Genomic DNA, 15014 nt, shown 5'->3' with positions numbered 1-15014 from the left:
GACAGGGACATGGGACGAGTCACGGAACGACGCAAGGTGATCCGCATCCGGGACGGGGCGGTCTCCACCCGCCCGGACACGCTCGTCGCCGAGGAACCCCTGGAGATCCGGCTCAACGGCAAACCCCTGGCGATCACCATGCGCACCCCGGGCGACGACTTCGCGCTGGCGGCCGGCTTCCTGGTCAGCGAGGGCGTCCTCGCCGAGGCCTCGGACCTGCGCAACATCGTGTACTGCGCCGGGGCGACGGCCGACGGGTCGAACACGTACAACGTGGTGGACGTGACGACCGCCCCCGGGGCGACCGTCCCCGACATCACGCTGGAGCGGAACGTCTACACCACCTCGTCCTGCGGCCTGTGCGGCAAGGCCAGCCTGGACGCGGTGCGCACCACGACCCGTCACCCCATCGCCGACACCCCGCCGCTGCGGGTGACGCCCGAGCTGCTGGCCGGGCTGCCGGACCGGCTGCGGGCGGCCCAGCGGGTCTTCGACCGCACCGGCGGACTGCACGCGGCGGCCCTGTTCGACGAGCACGGCGGACTCCTCGACGTGCGGGAGGACGTGGGCCGGCACAACGCGGTCGACAAGCTGGTCGGCCGCGCCCTGCAGAAGGGGGGTCTGCCGCTGTCGCGCACGGTCCTCATGGTGTCCGGGCGGGCCTCGTTCGAGCTGGCGCAGAAGGCGGTCATGGCCGGCATCCCGGTGCTGGCGGCGGTCTCGGCCCCGTCCTCGCTGGCCGTGGACCTGGCGGCGGAGACCGGCATGACCCTGGTGGGCTTCCTGCGGGGCAGTTCCATGAACGTGTACGCGGGTGAGGAGCGGATCGCCCTGCGGGCCGCGGCCGTCCGGGCCTGACCGCATCCCCTCGCTGCACGGCGGCGGGGCTCCACCGGCGGGGAGCGCCCCCTGCGCCGCGGGGGCCCCGCCTCGGCCCGCACCGGCCCGTCCCGTCGGCTTCCGTCGCCGCGGTGTCGGAGTGATCCCGTAGGTTCGGACCCGTGGGAGTGGGGCGGCACGCCGGAGTGGTGTCGCCGGGGGCAGGGGGTCACGGATGCGTACGGGGTTCGAGACGGCGGGACGCGGGAGACGGGCCGCCGCGGCTCTGCTCGCCGTCGTGGTGGCGTTCACGGCGGCGACGGTGTCCGGGTGCGACGAGGGCGGCGCGTCGTCCCCGGCGCCGCGCGCGCAGGAGCGCAGGGCGACGAACCCGCCGGCGGGGGTGCCGTCGGTGTTCACGGGCCAGCGGCTCAACTGGGCGGTGTGCCCGGCGCCGTCCGGGGCGCAGGGGAAAGGCGAGGCCCCGGGCGAGGACTACGAGTGCGCCACGATGAAGGCCCCCCTCGACTACGCGCGGCCCGGCGGCGACACCATCGACGTGGCCCTGATCCGGAAGCGGGCCACCGGGCCCGAGGGCGGGCGGATCGGTTCGCTTCTGCTGAACTTCGGCGGCCCCGGCGTGTCCGGGGTGGTGACGCTCCCCGCCGTCGCGGACGACTACGCCGTCCTGGGCGAGGCCTACGACCTGGTGAGCTTCGACCCGCGGGGCGTCGGCGGCACGGCCCCCGTGCTGTGCGGGCAGGACACCTACGAGGGGGCGTCGGCCTGCGGCGGGCGCTCCGGCCGGCTGCTGCCGTACGTCGGCACCTCGTCCACCGCGCGCGACATGGAGCTGATGCGCTTCCTGCTCGGCGACGAGCGGCTGCACTACTTCGGCGTCTCCTACGGCACCCGGCTGGGCGGCGTGTACGCGCACCTGTTCCCGCGGAACGTGGGCCGCATGGTGCTCGAGGCCCCGGTGGACCCGGTGCTGGACGACTTCCGGTCCGAGATCGCCCGGGCGCGGGCCGTCCAGCGCGCCTTCGACCGCTTCGCACGGCACTGCGCGAAGACCTACGACGACTGCCCCACCGGCAGCGGCCCCGAGCAGGCGCGGCAGCGCGTCACCGCGCTCCTCGACCGGCTGAAGGAGAAGCCCGCGCCGGCCGAGGGCGGCGAGGACCTCGACGACAGCCTGGCCGCCCACGGGATCGCCAATCACCTGGACCGGGGCCGGGACGGCTGGGAGCGGCTGGTGGAGGCGCTGCGCGAGGTGATGGAGCGGGGCAGGGGCGACGCGCTGCTGGCGGAGGCGTACGACCACGACCCGGACAGCCGGGCACGCCTCGCCGGCGCCCACGCGGGCGTCACGGGCGACAACGGCACCTCCGCGCTCGTCGCCATCAGCTGCGCCGACTCCGACCTGCGCCCGAGCTTCGACGAGTTCGACGTCATGGAGCGGCAGGTCGCGGCGGCCTCCCCCGTCTTCGGCGAGACCTGGGCCAATGCCCTCTACCTCTGCTACGACTGGCCGTTCGACGGGGAGAGCGCCGCCGCCGACGTCCGTGCGGAGGGCGCTCCCCCGGTCCTGGTCGTCGCCAACACCGGCGACCCGACGACGCCGTACGAGGGCGCCCGGCGGATGGCGGCCGAACTGGGCGAGAGGGTCGGGGTGCTGCTGACGGTGCGGGACGAGGGGCACGGGTCCTTCCCGCACAACCGCTGCGCGGAGCGGGCCGTCCACCTGTATCTCGTGCACGGCACGACACCGGAGGCGGGCGCGGTCTGCCCGTGACGGCGGGACGCCGTGACGCCGGTCCCGTCAGCCGGAGCGCGTCCCCGTGCCGACCTCGGTGCGGGACGGTGCGGCCCGGTCGTCCCGACCCGCCTCGGGAAGCGGGTCCCTGGAGCGGCGCTTGGCAATGACCGCGCACACCATGAGCTGCATCTGGTGGAACAGCATCAGCGGCAGCACGGCCAGCGAGGCGTGCGCCCCGAACAGCACGCTCGCCATGGGCAGTCCGGCGGCCAGCGACTTCTTCGACCCGGCGAACTGGATGGCGATCCGGTCCTCCCGGCCGAAGCCGAGGCCCCTGGCGCCGTACCAGGTGAGCGCCAGCATCACGGCGAGCAGCACGGCCTCGACGACGAGCAGTCCCCCGAGCCGGGCGGGGCTCACCTGGTGCCAGACGCCCTGCACCATGCCCTCGCTGAACGCGGTGTAGACGACGAGCAGGATGGAGCCGCGGTCCACCAGACCCAGCACCTTGCGGTGGCGGGCGACGAAGCCGCCGATCCAGCGGCGGGTGAACTGCCCCGCGAGGAACGGCACCAGCAGCTGGAGCACGATCTTCACCAGCGAGTCGCCGGAGAAGCCGCCCGTGCCGCCGCCGAGCAGCGCCGCCGCGAGCAGCGGGGTGACGACGATGCCGGCCAGCGAGGAGAAGGAGCCGGCGCAGATCGCGGCGGGCACGTTGCCGCGGGCGATCGAGGTGAACGCGATCGACGACTGGATGGTGGAGGGAACCAGGGTGCAGAACAGCAGCCCCTGGTACAGCGGGTTGGTGAGGAACACCGGGACGAGTCCGCCGGCGGCCAGGCCCAGCACCGGGAAGACGACGAAGGTGCAGGCCAGGACGGTGACGTGGAGCCGCCAGTGCTTGAGGCCGTTCAGGGCCTCACGGGTGGACAGCCGGGCGCCGTAGAGGAAGAACAGGAACGCGATCGCGGCGGTGGAGGCGCCGGACGCGACGTCCGCGCCGGTGCCGCGGGCGGGCAGCAGCGCGGCCAGGCCCACCGTGCCGAGCAGGAGCGTGATGTACGGGTCGATCGGCAGCCGGCGCGGCCAGTGCGGGCGTTTCACGGTGCTCCACGTGCTCGGTTCGGTGTGCTCGGCGGTGCGGTCCCCGGTGCGGGTGCCCCGGGTCACCAGGGACAAGGCGTCCCCGCTCCATCCTGCTCCTCCCCTCCGTGATCGGGAATCCCGCACACCGCTCTCACTGTGATCGCGTCACGTGATGAGCACGGCTAGGCTCCCGGGCATGTACGAGCCGACCCACCTGCGGACCTTCCTGTCCGTGGCGCAGACGCTGAGCTTCACGCAGGCGGCGCGGCGGCTCGGGCTGCGCCAGTCGACCGTGAGCCAGCACGTGCGGCGGCTGGAGGAGGCCACCGGGCGGCAGTTGTTCACGCGCGACACCCACTCCGTGGAGCTGACCGAGGACGGCGAGGCGATGCTCGGCTTCGCGCGCCGCATCCTGGACGTGCACGAGCAGGCGGCGCAGTTCTTCACCGGCACCCGGCTGCGCGGGCGGCTGCGGTTCGGGGCGTCCGAGGACTTCGTGCTGACGCGGCTGCCGGAGATCCTGGAGCGGTTCCGGCACGAGCACCCGGAGGTCGACCTGGAGCTGACGGTCGAGCTGTCGGGCACCCTGCACGAGCAGCTCGCCGCGGGCCGGCTGGACCTGGTGCTGGCCAAGCGGCGGCCGGGGGGCGCCGGGGGTGAGCTGGTCTGGCGCGACGAGCTGGCGTGGATCGGCGCGCCGGGTCTGCGGCTCGACCCGCACCGCCCGGTGCCGCTGATCGTCTACCCGCCGCCGGGCATCACCCGCGCCCTCGCGCTGCGGGCGCTGGAGCGGGAGGGCCGCCCGTGGCGCGTCGCGTGCACCAGCGGCAGCCTCAACGGTCTGCTCGCGGCGGCCCGCGCCGGGCTCGGTGTGATGGTGCACGCGCGGGGTCTGATCCCGCCTGGGCTGGTGCGGATGCCGGAGCGGGCCGGGCTGCCGGAGCCGGGCTCGGTGGACTTCGTGGTGGTGCACGGCCGGCGCCGCCCCTCGGCGCGGGGCGCGGCGGACGCGCTCGCGGCGGCGATCCTGGCGGGCGGCGACCGGCTGCACCGCGGCGGACAGGGGTGACGGCCGGGCGGGGTGACGGCGGGCGGGGGTGACGGTCCGGCCCGCGCGTGCGCTGAGCTGGGTGAGGGCCGTCGCGCCGCCCATGCGCCGGTCATGGGGACGTACAGATTCCGTGGAGATTACGGCACCGAAACTTACTCGACCGTCAGGAATGTGCCCGGACCTTCCCCAGTTGCGAGGTTTCTCCCCCACCGCAGGGCGACTCCGCGCCCTATTCGCACCGTTCGACCCCCTCCCGCCCCCGGGAACCGTGGGGTAGCTTTCACCGCGCTGTGCGGGACGAGGGTGTTGCCGCACCGGTCCGAGCGCCAGGAAGCGGGGAGCGGGATTGCGCGAGTTCACCAACCCTCCGTTGTCGCAGGCGCCCGCGGTGGGCGGTCTGGCAGACGTGGTGTTCCAGTACGCCGAGGAGGATCCGCTGCGCGTGGCGCTCGGCCGCAAGGACGACGACGGCCACTGGCGCGACGTGACCAGCGCCGAGTTCCGCGACGAGGTGCTCGCCCTGGCGAAGGGCCTGCTGGCGAGCGGTATCCGGTTCGGCGACCGGGTCGCGATCATGTCCCGCACCCGCTACGAGTGGACCCTGTTCGACTTCGCGCTGTGGTCGGTCGGCGCGCAGGTCGTCCCCATCTATCCGACGTCGTCGGCCGAGCAGTGCTCGTGGATGCTGCACGACGCGGAGGTGACGGCGGCGATCGTGGAGCACGAGGACCACGCGATGACCATCGCGACGGTCATCGACCGGCTGCCGCGGATGCGCCGGCTGTGGCAGCTCGACGCGGGCGCGGTGCAGGAGCTGTACGACGCGGGCGCGCACCTCGAGGACGACGTGGTGCACCGGCACCGCCGCGCGGTCACCCCCGAGTCGGTGGCGACGATCATCTACACCTCGGGCACCACCGGCCGCCCCAAGGGCTGCGTCCTCTCCCACGGCAACTTCATGTGGGAGGCGGACACCGTCATCGAGCGCTGGGAGCCGGTGTTCCACTCCAAGCGGGGCGACGAGGCGTCGACACTGCTGTTCCTGCCGCTGGCGCACGTCTTCGGGCGGATGGTGGAGGTCGCGGCGATCCGCGGCAAGGTGAAGTTCGGCCACCAGCCGCAGCTCAACGCCGCCGCGCTGATGCCCGACCTGGCCGCGTTCCGGCCGACGTTCATCCTGGCCGTGCCGTACATCTTCGAGAAGGTGTTCAACGCGGCGCGGCGCAAGGCCGAGCGGGAGGGGCGCGCGGGGCCGTTCGAGAAGGCGGTCGAGGTGGCCGTGCGGTACGCCGACGCGATCGAGGCGAAGGCCTGGGGCACGGGGCCCGGCCCGTCGGCGTCGCTGCGGATGCAGCACCAGCTGTTCGAGAAGCTCGTGTACGCCAAGATCCGGACCGCGATGGGCGGCAGGATCCGGCACGCCATGTCGGGCGGTTCGGCGATGGACCGGCGGCTCGGCCTGTTCTTCGCGGGCGCCGGCGTGCACATCTACGAGGGCTACGGGCTGACGGAGTCGACCGCGGCTGCCACCGCCAACCCGCCCGAGCGCACCCGCTACGGCACGGTCGGGCAGACGATCCCCGGGGTGAGCGTGCACATCGCGGACGACGGCGAGATCTGGCTGCACGGCGAGAACATCTTCCAGGGCTATCTCAACAACCCGAAGGCCACCGACGAGACGCTGCACGACGGCTGGCTGGCCACCGGCGACCTGGGCTCCCTGGACGAGGACGGCTACCTCACCATCACCGGGCGCAAGAAGGAGATCCTGGTGACGTCCGGCGGCAAGAGCGTCTCGCCGGGCGTGCTGGAGGAGCGGGTGCGCGACCATCCGCTGGTCAACCAGTGCATCGTGGTCGGCAACGACCGGCCGTACGTGGCGGCGCTGGTCACCCTCGACCAGGAGGCGGTCGAGCACTGGCTGGCGATGCGCGGGAAGCCGCGGCTCTCCCCGGCCGAACTGGTGCGCGACGCGGATCTGGAGACGGAGGTGCGGCGCGCGGTGGTCGCGGCCAACACCCTGGTCTCGCAGGCCGAGTCCATCCGCACCTTCCGCATCCTGGCGCAGCCGTTCACCGAGGAGCACGGGCTGCTCACCCCGTCGCTGAAGCTGAAGCGCAAGGCCATCGAGAAGGCGTACACCCAAGAGGTCGAGGCGCTGTACCGGGCGTGAATTCCGCGGTCAGGAATGCGGCGCGGGCCGTGATCGTCGACGATGGGGGTAACACTGGCAGTACCTGACCACAACCTAAGGATCGAGAGCTCGTGAGCAAGGTCCCCCCGATCACCCTGAACAACGGCGTCGAGATGCCCCAGCTCGGGTTCGGCGTCTGGCAGGTACCGGACGCGGAGGCCGAGACGGCCGTGGCGGCGGCGCTGGAGGCCGGCTACCGCAGCATCGACACAGCGGCGATCTACGGCAACGAGGAGGGCACCGGCAAGGCCATCGCGCGGTCGGACGTCCCCCGTGAGGACATCTTCGTCACCACCAAAGTGTGGAACAGCGACCACGGGTACGACTCCACCCTGAAGGCCTTCGACGCGTCGCTGGCCAAGCTCGGGCTCGACTACGTCGACCTGTACCTCATCCACTGGCCGACCCCGGCCCGCGACCGGTACGTCGACACGTACAAGGCGTTCGAGAAGCTGCTGTCGGACGGGCGGGCGCGCGCGATCGGCGTGTCCAACTTCCTTCCGGAGCACCTGGAGCGGCTGATCGGGGAGACGTCGGTCGTCCCGGCGGTCAACCAGATCGAGCTGCACCCGCACCTCCAGCAGGCCGCCGCGCGGGAGTACCACGCGGAGCAGGGCATCGCCACCGAGGCCTACTCCCCGCTCGGGTCCGGCAAGGGCATCCTGGAGATCCCGGCGATCGTGGCCATCGCGCAGAAGCACGGCCGCACCCCGGCCCAGGTGGTGCTGCGCTGGCACCTCCAGCTGGGCAACGTCGTCATCCCCAAGTCGGTGACGCCGTCCCGTATCGAGGAGAACATCGACGTGTTCGGGTTCACCCTGGACGCCGAGGACCTGGCGGCGATCAGCGCGCTGAACGAGGACCGTCGGCTGGGTTCGCACCCGGCGGAGTTCAACATGGCCTGACGGCGCACACGCCGGTGGCCGGCCCCCGTGGTGACGGGTGGCCGGCCACCGGCGTGTCCGGGCACGTCAGTTGGGCTGCCCCAGCGGCCGTACGACCACGGTGTTGACGTCCACCCCTTCCGGCCGGCCGAGCGCCCACACCACCGACCCGGCGATCTGGTCGGCGGTGAGCAGCTGCCCCGGCGGCAGTCCGTCCCCGCCGTCCCAGAACGGGGTCTCCACCCGGCCCGGCGCGATCAGCGTCACCCCGACGCCCCACTCGGTGACCTGCCGCCGGGTGTTCTCGGCGAGCCCTGTCACCGCGTACTTGGTGGCCCCGTACAGATTGCCGGGCGTGGGCACGAACCCGGCGACGCTGCCCACCAGCACGATCCGCCCGCGGGTCTCCTTCAGCGCGTCGACGGAGGCCCGGATCAGCAGGGCGGGGCCGAGGACGTTGGTCAGCACCATGTCGGTCCACCCGGCGGGGTCACCGTCGGCGACGGAGTCGTGCGTGGCGAACCCGGCGTTGGCGACGACGGCGTCCAGCCGCCCGAACCGCGCGAGCACGGCGTCCACCGCGGCGCTCACCTCGCCGTACACGGCCGCGTCCCCGGGGATCGTCAACAGGCGTTCCGGCTCGCCGAGTTCCTTGGCGAAGGCGTGCAGCCGCTCCTCCCGCCGCCCGGTGACGGCGACCGCCTCCCCCGCGTCCAGCAGTTGGCGCGCCACGGCGGCGCCGATGCCGGTCCCGCCTCCGGTGATGAGCGTGACCCGCGTGTCGTCGGTCATGGGAACTCCCCCTCGGTCTTGTCGCGTACCGGGGAGTCCATCACTTGGAGCGCTCTTCAGGTCAAGACCTCACACGGGCCGTACGCCCGAATGGACCGTGTGGGCCGCCAGGACGAAGACGTCGGGGCGGTGGTGGACGCTCTCCGGGTCGCCGGGGTCGACGAGGCGGTCGAGGGTGGCGCGGTCGTCCGGGTCCAGGTACGCGCCGAGCATGTCGCGGGTGCGGGTGAGGGACTCGGCGACGTAGGCACGGGCGCGGTCCGGGACCGGGGACGGCAGGTCGAGGAGGAAGGTGCGCGAGCGGGTGTGGTGCAGGCCGGCGGCGGTGAGCAGGGCGGGCCAGTTCTCCACCTGGGCCACCGAGCCGGGCAGCTCCTCGCGCATGCGGGTGAACCGGTCCTCCTCCACGGCGTCGATGCGGGCCTGGAGGCCGGGGCGGCCGAGGCCGATGTCGCGGGGCAGGAAGCGGGCGGGCAGTCCGCCCTCCATCACGGCCAGCGTGCCGCCGGGCGCGAGCCGTTCGACGCAGGCGGCGAGGGCCGCGCCCTGGTCGCCGAGGTGGTGGATGCTGCGGCTGGCCCACAGCAGGTCGGCGGGGTAGTCCAGCTCGGCCAGCACGCCGGGCATGTCACCGGTCAGGGTGTCGAAGCGGTCGGCGGCGCCGAGTCGTCCGGCGCGGGCGCGGGCCCGCTCCAGCAGCGCCTCGGAGCCGTCGACGGCCACGATCCGGGCGCCCGGGAAGGTCTCCGCGAACAGTCCGGAGATCACGCCGGGTCCGCTGCCGGCGTCCACGATCAGCCCCGGATCGGTGACCTCCTTCGCCAGCCAGGCGAGGGCCCGCTCGTACAGCGGGGTGAACAGCTCCGCCTGCGCCTCCAGCAGGGGCGCCATCTCGGCCCAGTCGATCTGCTCGTGGTCGTGCCCGTGCCTGTGTCCGCCGGTCCCGTGCCCGTTGTTCCCGTGTCCGTCGTGCCCCTGCCCGTGTCCGTCGTGCCCGGGTGCGTGGTGGTGGTGCGCCATGGTGGTCAGCCTCTCCGCTCGGATGCGGTCAGCGTGCGACGACGCACCGGGAAGGGGCAAACGGTGTTGTCACTCCAGCAAAACCCCGCGGACGCGGGTCCGCCGGACCCGGGCCCCGTGCGGGGTCCGGGCCCGGCGGACCGGGGTCAGCCCGTCACGACAGCGGCGGGTAGGCGTTCTTCATCAGCTCCTGGAACTGGGCGGAGAACCAGTGCCCGGAGATCGGGGCGTCCCCGAGCGCCCCCGACATGTTGTTGTCGTTGCGCGGGTTGCCGGTGTACGTGGGGTCGCACATCCGGTCGAAGCCCTTGCCCTCGTCGTTGTCGATCTCCTCGCTCGCGCCGTCGGACTCACCCGGCGGCTTCATCCACACGTAGGCGTCGATGCCGGGCTCCGGGGACGCCTGGGGCCGCTCGCCCAATCCGGCTCCCGCCTGGTTGCACCAGTTGCCCGTGTTGTAGCGGCGGTCGTAGCGCCCGCCGTCGACGTAGGTGTCCACGCTGGTCGTCGCGCCGGGCCCGGTGGGCCGGTTCGCCCCGCCCCAGCCGTTGCGGGAGGTGTCGATCAGCATGCCGATCCCCGAGTCGAACCCGAGCGAGACCAGCTTCTCGCGCAGGGCCTGGGCGTACGACAGCTCGTCGACGTACCGGTTCCAGCTGACCCACTTGGACTCGCGCACGGACTTGCCGCCCACCGTGTCGTTGATGGAGAAGTGGTCCTCCTTCAGCGCGCTGTAGTTGGCCGTGTTGGCGATGAAGCCGTGCACGTCGGCGACGGTCGCGCCCTCGGCGGTCGCCGCCTGCTTGAACATCTCCGCGGAGGCGCCGAAGTTGTCGTCCCAGCCCAGCCAGCCGTGGTGTCCGGCGTCCACGTAGTTGTAGACGTTGGGCACGTCGCCGAGCTTGTTCAGGGCGTAGCCGACGCCCTTGACGTAGTTGCCGTTGGACTTCATCACGTCGCAGTTCGGCGTGGCGGTGGCCCGCGGCGACACGTTGGTGACCAGGTTGGGCAGGGAGTCGATCTCGACCGTGGTGACGATCCGCAGCGAGGCGTACTTGGGGTCGGCGAGGATCTCCGCGATCGGGTCGATGTACTCGGTCTTGTAGCGGTCGATCTCCGTGGGGCCGAGCTCGCCGTTGGAGGCGAGGGCGGCGCAGTCGCGGCCCGGCAGGTTGTAGATGACGAGCTGGACGACCATCTCGTCCGAGCCCTGCTGGGCGAGCGCCTCGTCGAGGTGGTCGCGCAGGCCCATCTTGCCGTTCGCCCCCTCGATGGCGGCGATGCGGTCCAGCCAGACGCCGGTGGGCTGGTCGGCGATGCGGCTGCCGCCCGGCTCGGCGGCGGCCTTCTCGGACCACTCGGGGTTCACGTACACCTTGGCGCCGTCGTAGGGGTTGTCCACCCGGTCGCCCTCGGCCGGCGGGTCGGTCGGGTCCGGCGGGTCGGTGGGGCCGCCGGAGTCGACGTTGCAGGTCACGCCGTCGAGGGTGAAGGTGGCGGGGACGGCGTTGGTCCCGCTGTAGCTGCCCTGGAAGCCGAAGGTGGCGGAGCCTCCGGTGGCGAGCGTGGCGTTGTACGCCTCGTTCGACGCCGTGACGTTCGCGCCGGACTGGGTGATCCTGGCGTTCCAGCCGCTGGTCACCCTCTGGTTGCCGGCGTAGGTCCAGTTCACCGCCCACGACGACTTCGCGGCGCCGTGGTTGGTGACCGTCACGGACGCGGTGAAGCCGGTGTCCCACTGGTTCTGCACGGTGTAGTCGACCGTGCAGGGGACGGCGGCCGCGCCGGCGTCGCCCGGGACGGCGGCGAGCGCCGTCCCGGTGGCGCCGGCGACCAGCGCCATGGCGGCGAGAAGCGCGGTTCTGGTGCGACTCATGGTGCGGGTTTCCTATCCGTAGGGGGCGTTCCTTCGTGGGCGCGCGCAGCCGTTCGCGCGGCCTGGTGCCTTACGGGGTGGGGGATGCCGTCCCGGATCCGCACGGGCGGGTCCGTGATGCCGGCCGGACGTCTCCGGGCAGCACGACGGCACAGAAATCCCACGGTGACGAGCGCCCCCGCGTCAGGTGCTCCACACGCGTGCGGGGGTGGCTAAAAGTACTGAACGCGGGGGGTGGCTCATCGAGCGACTCCTTGCAGCTCGGACGCGTCGTGACCGACGCGTCGACTGATGGAACCGCTCCCACTGGTGCACATGAAGCTAGCGCCAAGTGACGATGAAGAACAGAGGGTGTGCGGACATTGGCGTTATGCACACCGTCGAATCTTTTCGATTCGCACCAAGGGTTGACCGGTCCACCCCCCGTCCCCACTATGGGAGCGCTCCCACTGGTTCAAGCCTTGACCTGTCGAGTCGCAGGAAGGACCAGCACCATGCATCCCCCACCCCGCAGACGGGGCGGCGTGCGCCGCCTTTCAGCGGTCGCCGTGGCCGCTCTCGCACTGCCTCTGACGATGCTGTCGACGGGTACCACCCCCGCCCGCGCGGCGGCCGTCCAGTGCAGCGTGGACTACAGGACGAACGACTGGGGGTCGGGCTTCACCGCCGACCTGACCGTCACCAACCGCGGTTCGGACGTCATCGACGGCTGGACCCTGACGTACGCCTACTCGGGCAACCAGCGCCTGGTGAACGGCTGGAACGGCAGCTGGTCCCAGTCCGGTTCCACCGTCACCGTGCGCAACGCCGGGCACAACGGCCGGATCGCCGCCGGGGCCGCCGTCACCACCGGCGCCCAGTTCTCCTACAGCGGCACCAACACCGCGCCCACCTCCTTCTCGGTCAACGGCACCGCCTGCGTGGGCGCCCACCAGCCGCCGATCGCCGTGCTGACCAGCCCGGAGGCCGGCTCGGTGTACACCCAGGGCGAGACGGTGCCGCTCGCGGCCACCGCCGCCGCGGCCGACCAGGCCACCGTCACCAAGGTGGAGTTCTACGACGACACCGAACTGCTCGGCACGGACACCTCCGCGCCGTTCACGCTGTCGGTCGGCAGACTGGCCGTCGGCGCGCACTCGCTGGTCGCGAAGGCGTACGACAGCCTGGGCGCCTCCGCCTCCTCCACCCCGGTCGGCATCACGGTCGCCTCGGGTCCCGCCGTGGTCGCGAGCCCGTCCCAGCTGGGCGTGCGCCAGGGCGAGTCGGGCACTTTTGAGGTGAAGCTCTCCAAGCAGCCGAGCGCGAACGTGACCGTCACGACGGCGCGGGCGAGCGGCAACACGGGGCTGTCGGTGTCCTCCGGCGCGACCCTCACCTTCACGCCGTCCAACTGGAGCACCGCGCAGCGGGTGACCGTCGCCGCCGACTCCTCCGGCACCGGTTCGGCGGTCTTCGAGTCCACGGCCGCCGGCCACGCCAAGGCCGCGGTGACCGTGACCCAGCTGGGCGCGACCAAGACGTACGAGAGCCGCTTCCTGGAGCTGTACGACAAGATCACCGATCCGGCGAACGGCTACTTCTCCCCCGAGGGCATCCCGTACCACTCGGTCGAGACGCTGATCGTCGAGGCGCCCGACCACGGTCACGAGACCACCTCGGAGGCGTACAGCTACCTGCTGTGGCTCCAGGCGATGTACGGCAGGATCACCGGCGACTGGACGCGGTTCAACGACGCCTGGGAGACGATGGAGCGGTACGCCATCCCGACCCACGCCGACCAGCCGACCAACTCCTTCTACGACCCCTCGAAGCCGGCGACGTACGCGCCCGAGCACGACACCCCGGACGAGTACCCGTCGCAGCTCGACCCCGGCGTCTCCGTCGGCCGCGACCCGATCGCGGCGGAGCTGAAATCGGCGTACGGCACGGACGACGTGTACGGCATGCACTGGATCCAGGACGTGGACAACGTCTACGGCTACGGCAACTCGCCCGGAAAGTGCGAGGCCGGACCGTCCGACACCGGCCCGTCCTACATCAACACCTTCCAGCGCGGCCCGCAGGAGTCGGTGTGGGAGACCGTCACCCAGCCCACCTGTGACGCCTTCAAGTACGGCGGCACCAACGGCTACCTGGACCTGTTCACCAAGGACGCGTCCTACGCCAAGCAGTGGAAGTTCACCAACGCCCCCGACGCCGACGCGCGCGCGGTGCAGGCGGCGTACTGGGCCGACCTGTGGGCGAAGGAGCAGGGCAAGGGCGGTGAGGTCGCCGGGACCGTCGCCAAGGCCGCCAAGATGGGCGACTACCTGCGCTACGCGATGTACGACAAGTACTTCAAGAAGATCGGCAACTGCACCAGCACGTCCTGCCCGGCCGGCACCGGCAAGGACGCCTCGCACTACCTGCTCTCCTGGTACTACGCCTGGGGCGGCGCCACCGACACCTCGGCGGGCTGGTCCTGGCGCATCGGCTCCAGCCACGCGCACGGCGGGTACCAGAACCCGCTCGCCGCGTACGCGCTCGCCACCTACGCCCCGCTGAAGCCGAAGTCGGCGACCGGCGCGGCGGACTGGGCCGAGTCCTACGACCGGCAGCTGGAGTTCTACCGCTGGCTCCAGTCCGACGAGGGCGCCATCGCGGGCGGCGCGACCAACAGCTGGGCGGGCCGCTACACCACCCCGCCGTCCGGCACACCGACCTTCTACGGCATGTACTACGACGAGAAGCCGGTGTACCACGACCCGCCGTCGAACCAGTGGTTCGGTTTCCAGGCGTGGTCGATGGAGCGGGTGGCCGAGGTGTACCAGCAGACGGGCGACGCGCAGGCCAAGGCGGTCCTCGACAAGTGGGTCGACTGGGCGCTGTCCGAGACGACGGTCAACCCGGACGGTTCGTTCCGCATCCCGTCCACGCTGCGCTGGTCCGGCGCGCCCGACACCTGGAACGCGTCCTCGCCGGGTGCCAACAGCGGGCTGCACGTCGAGGTCGTCGACTACACCAACGACGTCGGTGTGGCCGGCTCCTACGCCAAGGTGCTGACGTACTACGCCGCCCGCTCCGGCGACACCGAGGCGGCGGACACGGCGAAGGCTCTGCTCGACGGCATGTGGGAGAACAACCAGGACGACCTCGGCATCGCCGTCCCGGAGACCCGCACCGACTACCAGCGCTTCGACGACCCGGTTCATGTCCCGTCCGGCTGGACCGGCACCATGCCGAACGGCGACCGGATCGACTCCTCGTCGACGTTCCTCTCGATCCGCTCCTTCTACCAGGACGACCCGGCCTGGTCGAAGATCGAGAGCTATCTGGAGGGCGGCTCCGCGCCGGTCTTCACGTACCACCGGTTCTGGGCCCAGGCGGACATCGCCACGGCCATGGGCGCGTACGCGGAGCTTCTCGAATAGTCCCCGCCGACGCTCCGTGTACCGGCCCCGGCACATGACGCCGGGGCCCACCGGGCCGGGCGGTCCCCTCGCGCACGGGGGACCGCCCGGTCCTCGCACGCTTTCCGTTTCTCTCCCCCACGA

General features: G+C 72.0%; 10 protein-coding genes. 6 read left to right on the top strand and 4 right to left on the bottom strand.

Going from position 1 to position 15014, the window contains the following annotated elements:
• The first annotated feature begins 9 nt into the window (after positions 1-9).
• Entirely contained in the window at positions 10-858 is an 849-nt protein-coding gene (gene fdhD / locus ACFOSY_RS17085) for a formate dehydrogenase accessory sulfurtransferase FdhD (protein WP_394307667.1), read from the top strand.
• Between the two features lie 196 nt (positions 859-1054).
• Positions 1055-2614 carry an alpha/beta hydrolase gene (locus tag ACFOSY_RS17080; protein ID WP_394307666.1) on the top strand — a complete coding sequence of 520 codons (1560 nt, stop codon included), beginning with the start codon at positions 1055-1057 and terminating at the stop codon, positions 2612-2614.
• Positions 2615-2641: 27 nt separating this feature from the next.
• Here ACFOSY_RS17080 and ACFOSY_RS17075 read toward each other — a convergent pair whose 3' ends face one another.
• Positions 2642-3682, bottom strand: coding sequence for a bile acid:sodium symporter family protein (locus ACFOSY_RS17075; protein ID WP_394307766.1), 1041 nt, complete (start codon positions 3680-3682; stop codon positions 2642-2644).
• Positions 3683-3860: 178 nt separating this feature from the next.
• Here ACFOSY_RS17075 and ACFOSY_RS17070 point away from each other — a divergent pair, with 178 nt between their 5' ends.
• The 3 genes from ACFOSY_RS17070 (at position 3861) to ACFOSY_RS17060 (ending at position 7814) form a co-directional block, all read left to right on the top strand.
• The gene (locus tag ACFOSY_RS17070) at positions 3861-4733 is read left to right on the top strand and encodes a LysR substrate-binding domain-containing protein (RefSeq protein WP_394307665.1); all 873 of its coding nucleotides are present in this window, start codon (positions 3861-3863) and stop codon (positions 4731-4733) included.
• 328 nt (positions 4734-5061) lie between these two features.
• Positions 5062-6888 (top strand): AMP-dependent synthetase/ligase, encoded by a 1827-nt coding sequence (locus ACFOSY_RS17065; protein ID WP_394307664.1) that lies wholly within the window; start codon positions 5062-5064, stop codon positions 6886-6888.
• A gap of 134 nt (positions 6889-7022) precedes the next feature.
• Positions 7023-7814 carry an aldo/keto reductase gene (locus tag ACFOSY_RS17060; protein ID WP_394307765.1) on the top strand — a complete coding sequence of 264 codons (792 nt, stop codon included), beginning with the start codon at positions 7023-7025 and terminating at the stop codon, positions 7812-7814.
• A 66-nt stretch (positions 7815-7880) separates the two neighbouring features.
• Here ACFOSY_RS17060 and ACFOSY_RS17055 read toward each other — a convergent pair whose 3' ends face one another.
• The 3 genes from ACFOSY_RS17055 to ACFOSY_RS17045 form a co-directional block, all read right to left on the bottom strand.
• Positions 7881-8585, bottom strand: coding sequence for an SDR family oxidoreductase (locus ACFOSY_RS17055; protein ID WP_394307663.1), 705 nt, complete (start codon positions 8583-8585; stop codon positions 7881-7883).
• Between the two features lie 69 nt (positions 8586-8654).
• Positions 8655-9605 (bottom strand): class I SAM-dependent methyltransferase, encoded by a 951-nt coding sequence (locus ACFOSY_RS17050; RefSeq protein WP_394307662.1) that lies wholly within the window; start codon positions 9603-9605, stop codon positions 8655-8657.
• Positions 9606-9759: 154 nt separating this feature from the next.
• A complete protein-coding gene (locus ACFOSY_RS17045) occupies positions 9760-11481 on the bottom strand; it encodes a glycoside hydrolase family 6 protein (RefSeq protein WP_394307661.1) in 1722 nt (573 codons plus the stop codon).
• A 494-nt stretch (positions 11482-11975) separates the two neighbouring features.
• Between ACFOSY_RS17045 and ACFOSY_RS17040 the strand changes: the two genes are divergently transcribed.
• A complete protein-coding gene (locus tag ACFOSY_RS17040) occupies positions 11976-14891 on the top strand; it encodes a glycoside hydrolase family 48 protein (RefSeq protein WP_394307660.1) in 2916 nt (971 codons plus the stop codon).
• Positions 14892-15014 lie beyond the last annotated feature (123 nt).

Source organism: Streptomyces lusitanus, from assembly GCF_042647945.1.
GTDB classification, from domain to species: domain Bacteria; phylum Actinomycetota; class Actinomycetes; order Streptomycetales; family Streptomycetaceae; genus Streptomyces; species Streptomyces pseudogriseolus.
This window is presented reverse-complemented; position numbering and strand designations above follow the sequence as displayed.

Bases quoted from the DNA above. Each gene is read 5' to 3' on its own strand.
- fdhD (WP_394307667.1), top strand. From the start codon at position 10: ATGGGACGAGTCACGGAACGACGCAAGGTGATCCGCATCCGGGACGGG.
- ACFOSY_RS17080 (WP_394307666.1), top strand. From the start codon at position 1,055: ATGCGTACGGGGTTCGAGACGGCGGGACGCGGGAGACGGGCCGCCGCG.
- ACFOSY_RS17070 (WP_394307665.1), top strand. From the start codon at position 3,861: ATGTACGAGCCGACCCACCTGCGGACCTTCCTGTCCGTGGCGCAGACG.
- ACFOSY_RS17060 (WP_394307765.1), top strand. From the start codon at position 7,023: ATGCCCCAGCTCGGGTTCGGCGTCTGGCAGGTACCGGACGCGGAGGCC.
- ACFOSY_RS17055 (WP_394307663.1), bottom strand. From the start codon at position 8,585: ATGACCGACGACACGCGGGTCACGCTCATCACCGGAGGCGGGACCGGC.
- ACFOSY_RS17050 (WP_394307662.1), bottom strand. From the start codon at position 9,605: ATGGCGCACCACCACCACGCACCCGGGCACGACGGACACGGGCAGGGG.
- ACFOSY_RS17045 (WP_394307661.1), bottom strand. From the start codon at position 11,481: ATGAGTCGCACCAGAACCGCGCTTCTCGCCGCCATGGCGCTGGTCGCC.
- ACFOSY_RS17040 (WP_394307660.1), top strand. From the start codon at position 11,976: ATGCATCCCCCACCCCGCAGACGGGGCGGCGTGCGCCGCCTTTCAGCG.